Annotated in this window: 12 protein-coding genes; 9 read left to right on the forward strand and 3 right to left on the reverse strand. The window is 58.7% G+C overall.

Annotated features, from left to right (window positions below; genetic code table 11):
- Positions 1 to 2: 2 nt before the first annotated feature.
- Complete coding sequence (locus AC3IX4_RS15055; protein ID WP_489256247.1) at positions 3 to 476, reverse strand: nucleoside deaminase; 474 nt, start codon at positions 474 to 476, stop codon at positions 3 to 5.
- Positions 477 to 666: 190 nt separating this feature from the next.
- On the opposite strand from AC3IX4_RS15055, the gene AC3IX4_RS15060 reads away from it, so the two are divergent.
- Entirely contained in the window at positions 667 to 1,362 is a 696-nt protein-coding gene (locus AC3IX4_RS15060; protein ID WP_489256248.1) for a type 1 glutamine amidotransferase domain-containing protein, read from the forward strand.
- A gap of 169 nt (positions 1,363 to 1,531) precedes the next feature.
- Positions 1,532 to 2,344 carry a CSS-motif domain-containing protein gene (locus AC3IX4_RS15065; protein WP_489256249.1) on the forward strand — a complete coding sequence of 271 codons (813 nt, stop codon included), beginning with the start codon at positions 1,532 to 1,534 and terminating at the stop codon, positions 2,342 to 2,344.
- 88 nt (positions 2,345 to 2,432) lie between these two features.
- Here the strand turns inward: AC3IX4_RS15065 and hppD are convergent, their stop codons facing one another.
- Positions 2,433 to 3,509: a 4-hydroxyphenylpyruvate dioxygenase gene (gene hppD / locus AC3IX4_RS15070; protein ID WP_489256250.1), complete on the reverse strand. Its 1,077-nt coding sequence runs from the start codon at positions 3,507 to 3,509 to the stop codon at positions 2,433 to 2,435.
- Positions 3,510 to 3,906: 397 nt separating this feature from the next.
- On the opposite strand from hppD, the gene rarD reads away from it, so the two are divergent.
- Positions 3,907 to 4,794, forward strand: coding sequence for an EamA family transporter RarD (rarD, locus tag AC3IX4_RS15075; protein WP_489256251.1), 888 nt, complete (start codon positions 3,907 to 3,909; stop codon positions 4,792 to 4,794).
- Here rarD and AC3IX4_RS15080 read toward each other — a convergent pair.
- On the reverse strand, positions 4,757 to 6,328 hold the full coding sequence (locus tag AC3IX4_RS15080) for a TerC family protein (RefSeq protein WP_489256252.1): 1,572 nt from the start codon (positions 6,326 to 6,328) through the stop codon (positions 4,757 to 4,759). The two genes, rarD and AC3IX4_RS15080, sit on opposite strands and share 38 nt — an antisense overlap.
- 493 nt (positions 6,329 to 6,821) lie before the next feature.
- Here AC3IX4_RS15080 and AC3IX4_RS15085 point away from each other — a divergent pair, with 493 nt between their 5' ends.
- From AC3IX4_RS15085 to AC3IX4_RS15110, 6 genes are all read left to right on the forward strand, one after another.
- Positions 6,822 to 7,097, forward strand: a complete 276-nt coding sequence (locus tag AC3IX4_RS15085) for a hypothetical protein (RefSeq protein WP_489256253.1) — start codon at positions 6,822 to 6,824, stop codon at positions 7,095 to 7,097.
- Between the two features lie 484 nt (positions 7,098 to 7,581).
- Positions 7,582 to 8,691 carry a 3-deoxy-7-phosphoheptulonate synthase gene (locus tag AC3IX4_RS15090; protein WP_489256254.1) on the forward strand — a complete coding sequence of 370 codons (1,110 nt, stop codon included), beginning with the start codon at positions 7,582 to 7,584 and terminating at the stop codon, positions 8,689 to 8,691.
- Between the two features lie 57 nt (positions 8,692 to 8,748).
- Positions 8,749 to 9,030, forward strand: a complete 282-nt coding sequence (locus AC3IX4_RS15095; RefSeq protein ID WP_489256255.1) for a peptidylprolyl isomerase — start codon at positions 8,749 to 8,751, stop codon at positions 9,028 to 9,030.
- Between the two features lie 166 nt (positions 9,031 to 9,196).
- Positions 9,197 to 11,053, forward strand: a complete 1,857-nt coding sequence (locus AC3IX4_RS15100) for an extracellular solute-binding protein (RefSeq protein WP_489261291.1) — start codon at positions 9,197 to 9,199, stop codon at positions 11,051 to 11,053.
- Positions 11,050 to 12,108 carry a microcin C ABC transporter permease YejB gene (locus AC3IX4_RS15105; protein WP_489256256.1) on the forward strand — a complete coding sequence of 353 codons (1,059 nt, stop codon included), beginning with the start codon at positions 11,050 to 11,052 and terminating at the stop codon, positions 12,106 to 12,108. The genes AC3IX4_RS15100 and AC3IX4_RS15105 overlap by 4 nt, the downstream gene beginning before the upstream one ends.
- Positions 12,108 to 13,130: an ABC transporter permease gene (locus AC3IX4_RS15110; protein WP_489256257.1), complete on the forward strand. Its 1,023-nt coding sequence runs from the start codon at positions 12,108 to 12,110 to the stop codon at positions 13,128 to 13,130. The genes AC3IX4_RS15105 and AC3IX4_RS15110 overlap by 1 nt, the downstream gene beginning before the upstream one ends.
- Positions 13,131 to 13,140 lie beyond the last annotated feature (10 nt).

The following is a 13,140-nucleotide window of genomic DNA, read 5'->3' on the forward strand; positions in this document are numbered from 1 at the left end:
GATTACTCACCAATGTCTTCGTTCCAGAGTTGCGGCTGCGCTGCAATAAAGTCCTGCATCATCTGGATGCAGTCTGCATCCTGGCGAACCTCCAATTGAACACCGCGGTCCTTGAGCAACGCTTCTTCACCCAGGAAGGTCTGGTTTTCGCCAATGACAACGCGCTTGATTCCGTAAAGCAGGATCGCCCCACTGCACATCGCACAGGGCGACAAGGTGGTGTAGAGGGTGGCTTCACGATAAACCTTCGCAGGTTGCCGACCGGCATTTTCGAAGGCGTTCATTTCTCCGTGATGAATGGCGCTGCCATCCTGCACGCGACGGTTGTGACCACGGCCGATGATCTTGCCGTCGTGGACGATCACCGAGCCGATTGGAATACCGCCTTCGGCCAGTCCCTTCCGGGCCTCTTCAATAGCCGCCTGCAAAAAAGGGTCGTGGTTCGCGGCTGCGCTGTCGGATAAATGAGTGCTCATGTCCGGTTCCTTGCGATGAAGATATATTTCAAGAAATTAGCAGAGTGAACGAGTCAACAACACGTTTACTGCAGAAATTTTCCGGCAGACGACCGGGCCCCGCCAGATTTGCCAAGGCAGCTATGCTTTATACGGTTTGCCTAAAGGGTTCGTGGGTAATGGATGTACCGTCCACTCAAGGAGAGCGCCAATGAGCAAGAAAATTCTGGTGGTAGTCACAAATGTAGCCAAATATCCCAGCCTTAATCGTGCCACGGGACTCTGGTTCGGTGAGGCTGTGCACTTTGTCGACGCGGTTCAGGCCAAGGGTGTGCAGGTCGACTTTGTCAGCCCCGATGGCGGCTATGTACCGATCGACCCCAAAAGCATGTGCATGGCCGACCAGACAGAATGGGCGTGGTACCAGAACAAGGCGTTCATGAATCGCCTGGGCGCAACCTTTGCACCCGGACAGGTCAAGGCCAGCGATTACGCAGCCATTTATTACACCGGCGGGCACGGCGTGATCTGGGACTTTCCGGAAAATACTGGGCTACAGGCGTTGGCACGCGATATCTTCGAGCGCAATGGCATCGTCGCATCGGTCTGCCATGGCGCGGTGGGGCTACTGAACATCAAGCTGTCCAACAATTCGCTGCTGCTCAAGGATCGCAAGGTGACCGGATTTTCCAATATCGAAGAGCAACTGGTCGAACTGGACAAGGTCGTGCCCTACCTCACCGAGAATGAACTCGGGGCACGGGGCGGCGTGTACAGTAAGACGGAAGATCCGTGGGAATCCTATGTGGTCGCCGACGAGCAAGACGGGCGATTGATTACCGGGCAAAATCCTGCCTCGAGCAGAGCGGTTGCCCAAAGCGTTCTGGCCAAGCTCGGTATTAACTGACACTGCCTACTCAACACGCAGAAAACGCCCACAGCATGCGCTTAAGGAGGCCACAGTCATGGCCTCGAAGCATTTCCAGCATGAACTTATGCTCAAGCAGTCAGCCCCACGCCACGCCTCGGTGGCAAACGTGCGGTTGACTCTTGTCACCTCAACATAAGGGAATGCCATGACACCACGACGCCTCGGCACTCGTGAAAAACGCAAGATCCTGTTTCTCTCCCTCGCGGTAGGCTTGACTCCGATTGTCGCCGGGTTACTGGTTTTGTATCTGCAAGTCGATAAGTCCCTGGGCCAAAGCGCCGCCAAAGCTACCATTCAAGGCTTGCACAAGACCGAAGCGGTCATGGATCGGGTCACGGTTGCAACCCGGGAAATTCGCTATCTTGCCGGCCAGCCCTGCGATGCGGCACTCCCCACCTTGCGCATGGAAGTGGTCAGCGAGTCCTACCTGCGCTCGTTGATGCTGCTGCGCAATAACACCATCTATTGCAGCTCATTGGATGGAGTCATGTCGGCCCATCTGGCGCCGGATGCGTTCCAGAATGGTAAGTTCTGGTTGCGCCAGGGTAACCCGACCACGCCAGACAGCTCGATCCTCTACTATCGACTCTATAACGGTACACAAGGCGTGGCGGCTATCGTCGATGGCCAGACATTGCTCGACGCCCTGGACCTGCGCGGCAACGATACTGCGCTGATCCTGGAGCTGGGCAACGCTTGGCTCGACCGGTTGGGCAACGTGCGTACAGACTCGATCCCGGAGAATCCCGAGCATCACGTAGAACTCAGCTCAACCCGCTACGGCTTCAATGTCCACGGCGGTTACGCCAAAGGCACCGTCCGAACGGTCTACCTGCAGCGCGCAAGCGTATTCGCCAGCAGTTTTTTTCTGGTCGGATTGTTGACCGGCGGGGTGTTTTATTGGGTGTGCAGGCGCTCTTATGCGCCACAATGCAAGACGTGTTCGCCTGCCGGGTAGGAGCCGGCTTTAGCCGCGATGGGGCACACCGCGGTTTGCCTGATGCACCGCGGTGTGCCCCATCGCGGCTAAAGCCGGCTCCTACAGGTTAGTCAGTGCTCAATACGCCACGACGGACCTGATCTCGCTCGATCGACTCGAACAGGGCCTTGAAATTACCTTCACCGAAGCCGTCATCACCTTTGCGTTGAATGAACTCGAAAAAGACCGGTCCCATCAAGGTTTCAGAGAAAATCTGCAACAACAGGCGCTTGTCGTCCTTCTCAGAAGAACCGTCCAGCAGAATGCCGCGTGACTGCAGTTGCTCCACCGATTCTCCATGCCCAGGCAAGCGCCCTTCGAGCATTTCGTAGTAAGTATCCGGTGGGGCTGTCATGAAGCGCATGCCCAGGCCCTTGAGCTGATCCCAGGTCTTGAGCAGGTCGTCAGTGAGGAAGGCCACATGCTGGATGCCCTCGCCATTGAACTGCATCAGGAACTCTTCGATCTGGCCCGCGCCCTTGGAAGATTCTTCGTTCAGAGGAATCCGGATCATGCCATCCGGTGCAGTCATCGCCTTGGAGGTCAGGCCGGTGTATTCGCCCTTGATATCGAAATAACGAATTTCACGGAAATTGAACAACTTCTCATAGAAGTTCGCCCAATACGCCATGCGACCGCGATAAACGTTGTGGGTCAGGTGGTCAATGATCTTCAGGCCCGCGCCGACCGGATGGCGATCCACGCCTTCGATGAAATTGAAGTCGATGTCATAAATCGAGTTGCCTTCACCGAAACGGTCAATCAGGTACAGCGGCGCGCCGCCAATGCCTTTGATGGCAGGCAGGCGCAGCTCCATCGGCCCGGTCGGGATTTCTACTGGCTGTGCGCCGATTTCCAATGCCTTGGCGTACGCCTGCTGGGCATTCTTGACCCGGAACGCCATGCCACACACCGAAGGACCGTGCTCGGCAGCAAAGTACGAAGCCAGGCTGTGTGGCTCGTTGTTCAGGATCAGGTTGATGTCGCCCTGACGATACAGGTCAACATTCTTGGAACGGTGGGTGGCCACTTTGGTGAAGCCCATGATCTGGAAGATCGGCTCCAGGGTACCCGGCGTAGGCGAGGCGAATTCGATGAATTCAAAGCCCATCAGCCCCATTGGGTTTTCGAATAGGTCAGCCATGGTTGTTTCCTCATCACGGTATAGGTGTTTAACAGGTGTTAACGGCTATAGCGGTCGAGGATGGCGGGTGGCGCGCAGGAAATGCCCCTCACGCTGCGGGAGAGGAAGTCACCATAGATGAGTTTGAACCCGTACTGCCTCATGTGGACCCATTCTCTTGGGGTCTGCCGAGCGGCGGACCTTATTATTGTATGCGTAAGCCGATTCTACACAGCGTAACGCATTACGCAAACGCTTTGTGAAAGCACCTCTATCATGAACACTGTTGCCGGTCGCAATATTGTACGTCGCTTTTTAACGACTGCCGCGAAACAACTGCCGACTGTATAGATAGGCCCGGAATTGAGATCATAGCCACCTGTGTCACCTGTCAAAAATCCGCTTCGCGAGGCACCCCTTGTCCAAAGGCATCACGTTGTCCGTCACGGCATCCACCTTATTTGCCGTGATGTACTTTTATACCTCTCTTTTAACCCCGCTCAGCGGTGAAGAAATCTTCGGCTGGCGTGTGCTGCTGACCCTGCCCTGCGTCACTTTATTCATGCTGGCAAGCCGCGACTTTGCGCTGGCCATCGGCTTGATGCGGCGCATTCTAAAAACGCCGATATTACTGCTGGGCACCCTCGCCACTTCGAGCCTGATGGGCGTGCAACTGTGGCTATTTCTCTGGGCGCCGCTGCATGGGCGCAGCCTTGAGGTCTCGCTGGGCTACTTCCTGCTGCCGTTGACCATGGTCCTGACGGGGCGCCTGGTGTACGGCGAACGCCTGTCCTGGTTACAGACGGTTGCCGTTTGCTGCGCCATGGTAGGCGTGGGCCACGAGCTGTACCAGCATGGCAGTTTTGCCTGGGAAACCCTGTTGGTGGCGAGCGGGTATCCGCTGTATTTCGTGCTGCGGCGCAAGTTGCGCACCGACCATCTGGGAGGGCTGTGGGTCGACATGGGCCTGATGATTCCGGCGGCCCTGGCATTCGTGTTGACCGGGCCGTTGTCCACCGCTGACTTGCTAGAGCATCCCAGCCTGTACTGGCTTATCCCGGGGTTGGGCATGATCAGCGCCCTGGCGCTGATCAGCTATGTATTGGCCAGCCGGTTGCTGGCGTTCAGCCTGTTCGGCCTGCTCAGCTATGTCGAGCCTGTATTGCTGGTTGGCGTGGCCCTGTTGCTGGGGGAAAGCATCAAGGCCGACCAGTGGTTCACCTACCTGCCGATTTGGCTGGCAGTGGTGGTATTGGTGCTTGAGGGGTTCAAGCACCTGCTGCGTCAGCGTCGCCCTTCTGTGTAAGCAAGACCTGCCGCACGCGGCGCTCCTCGACCGACATCACCTGCAACTGCCAGGACTGCCAACGCAGGGTGTCCCCCACCACAGGCAGGCGGTCAAGCAAGCTCATCACCAGACCCGCGAGGGTCTGGTAGTCCTCGGTGGCCTTTGCGCCAAAGCCGGTACGGGCTTGGACGAGGCTCAGGTTCAACGCGCCATTGACGATAAAACCGTCTGCTTGTTGCACGATATCTGGCCCTACCACCTCGCTGGCATCGGGTAACTCGCCGGCAATGGATTCGAGAATATCGGTCATGGTCAGAATGCCGGTAAAGTCACCGAATTCATTCACCACAAACGCGATATGCGTCGAGTCGGCACGCATCTGCTCCAGCGCATTGAGAATGCTGAAGCTCTCCAGCAAGTGCAGCGGCTTACGTACCAGGCACTCCAGATCCGGTTCGTTACCGGCCAGCAACTCTTTAAGCAGTTCCTTCTTGTGCAGGTACCCCAAGGGCTCCTCAATTCGACCCTGTCGAATCAACGGCAAACGTGAGTAGGACGAGTGCATCAGCGATGTACGAATTTGTTCGGGTGACTGATCAATGTCAATGGCATCGACGTCCGAGCGCACCGTCATGACCGTGCGAATCGGTCGTTCGGCAAGGTTCAACACACCCTTGATCATGACCCGCTCACGGCGATCGAACAGGGCACCCTCGTCGCTGTCACCGAGCATGTCGGCAATCTCCTCCCCCACTTCCTCGGCATCCGGCCTGCGCCCACCCAGCAGCCGTAATACCGCATGGGCGGTACGCTCGCGCAACGGGCGATGCAGTTGCAGGCTGCGCTTGCGACGCACACGAGCCACCTGATTGAACACCTCGATCAGAATCGAGAAACCGATCGCTGCGTACAAGTAGCCTTTGGGAATGTGGAAACCCAGGCCTTCGGCGGTCAGGCTGAAGCCGATCATCATCAAAAAGCCCAGGCACAGCATGATCACGGTCGGGTGCGAGTTGACGAAACGGGTCAGCGGCTTGCTTGCCACGATCATCAGGCCAATGGAGAACACCACGGCGATCATCATCACCGACAGCTGTTCGACCATGCCCACGGCGGTGATCACCGCATCGAGCGAGAACACAGCATCCAGCACCACGATTTGCGCCACGATGGGCCAGAATGCGGCGTAACGCGTGCTACTGCTGCTCTGCGCAATATGTCCTTCCAGCCGCTCGTGCAGCTCCATGGTCGCCTTGAACAGCAAGAACACGCCACCGAACAGCATGATCAGGTCACGGCCGGAGAAGGCCTTGCCAAAGACGTCGATCAAAGGTTCAGTGAGCGTCACCATCCAGGAGATGCTGGCCAGCAGGCCAAGGCGCATGATCAATGCCAACGACAGGCCCAGCACCCGCGCGCGGTCACGCTGATGGGGTGGCAGTTTGTCGGCAAGGATGGCGATGAACACCAGATTGTCGATACCCAGGACGAGTTCCAGGACGATCAGCGTCGCCAGGCCCAGCCAGGCGGTAGGGTCGGCTAGCCATTCCATGGGCGAGTACTCGAGCAAGGGTGATCAGAAGGGGTTAAAGCAGGCCAGGATGGCCTTGGACTGGGAGGCTCCGAGAAGGAAGTCATATCTACCTGAATTTCAAACGGGGGAAGATCCTACAATTGCAGCTACCTTTTCCGACACTGGAAAAATATTTCAAATCGCTACCATGGCTAATTGCGCGTCGCTGGCAACTCCAATCTCACAGGCCATGGCACGTTGCAACCAATGTGGGAGCCGGCTTTAGCCGGCGAATGCGCCGCGCGGGCGGCGCGCGATCTCAAGAGCAAAGGAAAACCCAAGGCAGGCACCTCGTGGGGCTCATGCGATCTGTTGACAGGCGCTCTGCGGTTCACCCTGAGAATGAAGGGAGGAAGGCCGTATCAAGGCTTCCAGGCGCTTGCCTTGGGTTTTGCGCTGTTGCCAAAATCGAGCGCCGCCCGCGCGGCGCATCGCCGGCTAAAGCCGGCTCCCACATTTTTTGCAACGTGCCATGGCCTGCGGGATCGGCGTTGTTAGCCTTGGGGGTTCGGCTTTAGGTCTTTGTGGTTTCGAAGTCTTGCGCGTGGCTGACAACTCCACTCTCACAGGCCATGGCACGTTGCAACCAATGTGGGAGCCGGCTTTAGCCGGCGAATGCGCCGCGCGGGCGGCGCTCGATCTCAAGAACAAAGAAAAAACCAAGGCAGGCACCCTGTGGGGCTCATGCAGAAATTTCAATCGCACCCATAGCAAAAACCCATTGAATCACCACACGATCGTGAAGTAAGCTCGGTCGCATTCACTGGAGATCAGCATGTCGCCCATCACTCGCACCTACGCCCTCACTGCCGTCAGCGCTCCTTGCCTGACCGTAGCGGCTGCCTGTGCGACAGCTTCCCCAGTCAACTTTTATTTTGGGTATTGGTTTAGCCAACGGCGCGCCTGATACCCATCACGGCGCCCGCAACTCAAGGGGTCGCCAGGCAGAGAAATCTAACCCCCGGTCGGCTCCCCGACCGGGGGTTTTGTTTTTTAAGGCCCCCAACGCCATCAACATTTGAGGATTACACCATGAACTACGCCACCTATTACCGTTACGACAGCTTCAGCGCATGGCGATTTAGCCAGCTCCGCTCGGGACAGCCTGCCGCCTCCGATCGGTCACTCATGGGTGGCAAGCACACACACGACGCCATCACGGCCAATTGTCGAACACCTCGATAGGGTTGAGCGCGGGATGAAGCCCGCCGCCAACCCAGGGAACCCCGAACATGAATTCGTCCAACTCTGCCCTGTCCCTGACCTCGCTGAACGCCCAGCAACTGCCGTTTGCCGCCAATCATGCCGCCAGCCAGCGCCTGCCCAGCACCCATGGTCTCAAGCAACAACTGCCCCTCTCCAATACCCTGCATGCCCAAGTCAGCGCCCACCGTCAGGCCGTGCGCGCCATTCTTGACGGCAGTGACCCACGCCTGCTGGTCGTGGTCGGCCCCTGCTCCCTGCATGACCCGCAATCGGCGCTCGAATACGCCGAACGCCTGGCCGCGTTGAGCAAAGACGTCGACCAACAACTGTTGCTGGTGATGCGCGCCTACGTCGAAAAACCTCGTACCACGGTGGGCTGGAAAGGCCTGGCCTACGACCCGCGCCTGGATGGCAGCGACGACATGCTCGCAGGCCTCAGCCTGTCTCGCGAGCTGATGCGCGAAATGATCAAGCTCGGCTTGCCGATTGCCACCGAGCTGCTGCAACCGATGGCCGCAGGCTACTTCGATGACCTGCTGAGCTGGGCAGCGATTGGCGCACGCACCACCGAATCGCAGGTCCACCGCGAAATGGCCAGCGGCTTGCCGTTACCGGTCGGCTTCAAGAATGGCACCGACGGCGGCGTCGCTATCGCCTGCGACGCCATGCGCAGCGCCGCGCACCCGCACCGCCACTTCGGCGTCGATGCCCAAGGGCACCCGGCCATCATCGAGACTCAGGGCAACCCCGATACCCACCTGGTATTGCGCGGCGGCCACCGTGGTCCGAACTTCGACCGCCAGAACATCCGCGACGTCCATCAGCAGCTGACGAACATCAAGGTACCGGCGCGGATCATGGTGGATTGCAGCCATGCCAACAGTGGCAAAGACCCAAGCCGTCAACCTCACGTGTTCGGCGAAGTGCTGGCCCAGCGCCTTGAAGGCGACCGCTCACTCGTGGGGGTCATGCTGGAAAGCCATTTGTTCGACGGCTGCCAGGCGTTGAGTGACAACCTGCGTTATGGCGTATCGATTACCGACGGCTGCCTGGGGTGGGATGCCACCGAACAGCTGTTGCGCCGCGCTGCACAACAATTGCAGCGCCAGAACGCGGGCATTGCAGTCTCGGCATGAGACAGGGCCTACCGATTGCGGTAGGCTTTCAACCTTTCTGTCAAAGGAGTTGTTCCCATGGCCAAAGCCACTGCCCGCCACATCCTGGTTTCCACCGAAGACAAGTGCAATGAACTGAAAGCTCAAATTGAAGCTGGTGCCGATTTCGCCGAAGTTGCAAAAGCCAACTCCTCCTGCCCATCGAGCCGCCAGGGCGGCGACCTGGGCTCGTTCGGCCCAGGCCAGATGGTCAAGGAATTCGACACCGTGGTGTTCAGCGCCCCTCTCAACGTGGTGCAAGGTCCGGTGAAAACCCAGTTCGGTTATCACCTGCTGGAAGTGACCAGCCGTCAGGACTGATCACAGCTTTACGCCACCGTGGCGGGCCTGACATTCGCCAGCCCGTCACGGTGGAATCGCAATGGCTTAGCGCGTATGTTTGCAGCTGTAATGATTGCCGAATATTGCGGCATATCTTTCCTCACTCCGTGTAAGGAAACAGCGATTGATCGCAACGATCAGCCCCCTGCGCCGGGCATTCCTCCTCTCGTTCTGGATATTGCTGAGCCTGCACCTGCCTGACGCCTTGGCCGCACCGCAACAGGCCCTGACCGTCTACGCAGAACCGCCCAAGTATCCTCCCTCGTTTACTCATTTCGACTACACCAACCCCGCAGCCATCAAGGGTGGCACGTTGCGCCGTTCGGCCATTGAGATCGGACAGTTCGATCACGTATTGCCCTACATCGACCAAGGCGTGGGCGTTTCACAGGTCGACGGCTGGCTGTATTCGCCCCTGGCGGTGCGCTCGCTCGACGAGCCCTATACGGTCTACGGCCTGGTCGCTGAAAAAATGGAACGGGGTGACGACGGGCGCTGGTTACGCTTGTTCCTCAACCCAAAGGCGCGTTTTGCCGACGGCACACCGATCACCGCCCAGGACGTGCGATATACCTTTGAGCTGCTGATGAGCCAGGGCAGCCTTAAATACCGCACTCAGTTCGCCGATGTCGCCAGCGTTGAAGTCGAAGGTCCGAGGCAGATTCGTTTCCATTTCAAGACCAACGAAAACCGCACCCTGCCCCTGGACCTTGCCTCGTTGCCAGTGCTGCCCGAGCACTGGTGGAAAGACCGAGACTTTGCCAACGGTGGCGGCTTCGAGGCGCCGCTGGGCAGCGGTCCGTATCGGGTCGGCAAAATGGACAATGGTCGCAGCATCACCTTCATCCGCAACCCGGACTGGTGGGGCAAAGACTTGCCGGTCAATCGTGGCAGCTACAATTTCGACACCTTCACGGTGGAGTTTTTCGGTGACACCGATGTGGCGCGGCAGATTCTTCGCGGCGGCAGCTACGACTACAACCGGGAGTTTTCCGCCACCGGCTACACCCTCGGCTACCGGGGTCCGGCACTGGACGACGGCCGTCTGCAGCGCGCTCACCTGGCACCCAACTCGCTGCAAAGCGCCCAGGGCTTTGTGTTCAATCTGCAGCGACCGCTGTTCCAGGACCGCCGTGTACGCCAGGCACTGGCCCTGCTCTGGGACTTCGAGTGGAGCAACCGGCAGATGATGCGTGACCTGTACATCCGTCAGCAGAGCTTTTTTTCCAACAGCCCCATGGCCGCCCGGCAATTGCCGGATGCCCAGGAGCTCAAGCTTCTGGAGCCGCTGCGCGGCCAGGTGCCCGAGGAAGTGTTCAGCCAGGTATTCGAAGCCCCGAAAACCGATGGCAGCGGGTTTATCCGCGACAAGCAGTTGCAGGCCCTGGCCTTGCTCGAAGCGGCTGGCTGGACACCCAAGGGAGACCAGTTGGTCAACGCCCAGGGTGAGCCGCTGAGTTTTACGTTTCTCAACGCTCAAAACGGCTTCGAACGCCTGCTGCTGCCCTGGAAGCGCAACCTGGCGCAGATCGGCATCGACTTGCAGATTCGCCGCATCGACTCGGCCCAGTACGTCAACCGCCTGATGGCCCGCGACTACGACATGATCGTGACCGGCTACCCGGTGTCGCCGTCTCCGGGCCAGGAGCTGTACAGTTATTTTGCCTCCAGCGCCGCCGACGACCCTGGCTCGAACAACTACATGGCCCTCAAGGACCCCGCGGTGGACCGCCTGCTCAATGGTTTGATCAAGGCCGACAGCAAATCCTCGATGATTGCCCACGCAGGGGCCCTGGACCGGGTGCTGCAATGGAATTACTACTGGATTCCCAACTATTACCCACCCGGCACCTCAACCGTGTGGTGGAACCGTTTCGGCCGGCCTGCCATTGAAGCCAGTAACGACGAAGCCGTGGAAACCTGGTGGGAGGTCAGCCCTGTGCCCCTGACCAATGCACAAATGGCCGAACGCCTGGACCTGACTGCCAAGGAGGCGCAATGACGGCTTACATCCTGCGTCGCCTGCTGCTGATCTTCCCCACGCTGCTGATTATCCTTCTGGTGAACTTCGCCATCATTCAGGCCGCCCCCGGTGGGCCGGTTGAACAGGCTATCGCAAGGCTGCAAGGCATTGGCGGCGGCGCCATCGCCAGTGCAGGCGAGACGGTACACGCAAGTTCCAGGGCCAGCCGCGGCCTTGACCCCAAGCTGATCAAGGAAATCGAGCGCCAGTATGGGTTCGACAAATCCGCCCCAGAGCGGCTCTGGCTGATGTTGAAACACTACGCGACGCTCGACTTCGGCAGCAGTTTCTTTCGTGGCGCCAAAGTGACCGATCTGATTCTGGACAAAATGCCGGTGACCTTGTCGCTCGGAGTCTGGGCCACGCTGATCACCTATCTGGTGTCCATTCCGCTGGGTATCCGCAAGGCCGTGCGTCATGGCAGCCGATTCGATGTCTGGACCAGCACGGCGATCATCATCGGTTATGCCATGCCAGCATTTCTATTCGCCTTGCTGCTGATCGTGGTGTTTGCCGGTGGCACCTCGCTCAACTGGTTCCCGGTGCGTGGGCTGGTGTCGGAAAACTTCGCGCAGCTTTCCACCCTGGGCAAGGTGGCCGATTATTTCTGGCACCTGGTATTGCCCGTCACCGCCTTGGTGATCGGTGGCTTTGCCACCCTCACCGTGCTGACCAAAAATGCCTTTCTCAACGAGATCACCTGCCAGTATGTGGTCACCGCCCGCGCCAAGGGCTTGAGCGAGTCGCGGGTGCTGTATGGGCATGTGTTTCGCAATGCGATGCTGCTGGTGGTGGCCGGTATTCCGCAGGCATTGATCAGTGTTTTTTTCGCAGGTTCCTTGCTGATCGAGGTGATTTTCTCCCTCGATGGCCTGGGCCGCATGAGTTATGAGGCAGCAGTTTCGCGTGACTACCCGGTGGTGTTCGGCTCGCTGTTCATCTTCACTCTGTTCGGCCTGTTGGTCCGGCTGATTGGCGATTTGTGCTACACCTTCGTCGATCCGCGCATCGACTTCCATGCCAGGAGCCAGTGATGTTCGCCCTCTCCCCCATGAGCGTTCGCAAATTACAGCGCTTTCGCCGCAATCGGCGCGGTTGGTATGCGTTGTGGTTGTTTGGCCTGCTGTTTGCCTTGAGCCTGGGCGGCGAACTGATCGCCAATGACAAACCGCTGGTACTGAGCCTCAAGGGTGAGCTGTATTTTCCGGTACTCAAGCGCTACACCGAGCAGGACATCGGCGGGCAACTGCCCTTCCAACCCGACTACCGAAGCCATTACGTGCGCAAGCTGGTGGCCGACCAGGGCGGCTGGATGTTGTTTGCCCCGATTCCCTTCAGCGCCGATACCCCCAACTATGATTTGCTCGTACCGGCGCCCAGCCCACCCTCGACTGAGAACTGGCTGGGCACCGACGATCAGGGCCGTGATGTATTGGCACGGGTGATTTTCGGCGCTCGGGTATCGATCCTGTTTGCCTTGGCGCTGACGTTGATCAGCGTGTTGATCGGCATTACCGCCGGTGCCCTTCAGGGCTATCACGGTGGCTGGGTCGACCTATTGGGCCAGCGCTTGCTGGAGGTCTGGTCAGGGCTGCCAGTGCTCTACTTGCTGATTATCCTGTCCGGGTTTGTCGAGCCCAACTTTTGGTGGCTGCTGGGAATCATGGCGCTGTTCTCCTGGCTGGCGTTGGTGGACGTGGTGCGTGCCGAGTTTCTGCGCGGGCGCAATCTGGAATACGTAATGGCAGCGCGCGCCTTGGGGTTGCCCGACCGTTGGGTCATCGTGCGACACATCCTGCCCAATGCCATGACCGCAACGCTGTCCTTTGTCCCGTTTATTCTCACCGGCGCCATCTCAACCCTGACGGCGCTGGACTTTCTGGGGTTTGGGATGCCAGCAGGCAGCGCCTCGCTGGGTGAACTGATCAGCCAGGGTAAACAGAACCTGCAAGCACCTTGGCTTGGCTTTACCGCATTTTTTACCCTGGCACTCTTGCTCTCGCTGTTGGTCTTTATCGGAGAAGCCTTGCGCGACGCCTTCGACCCGCGCGCGTAAGCAAGCGAAA

The organism is Pseudomonas sp. KH_021 (genome assembly GCF_057838865.1).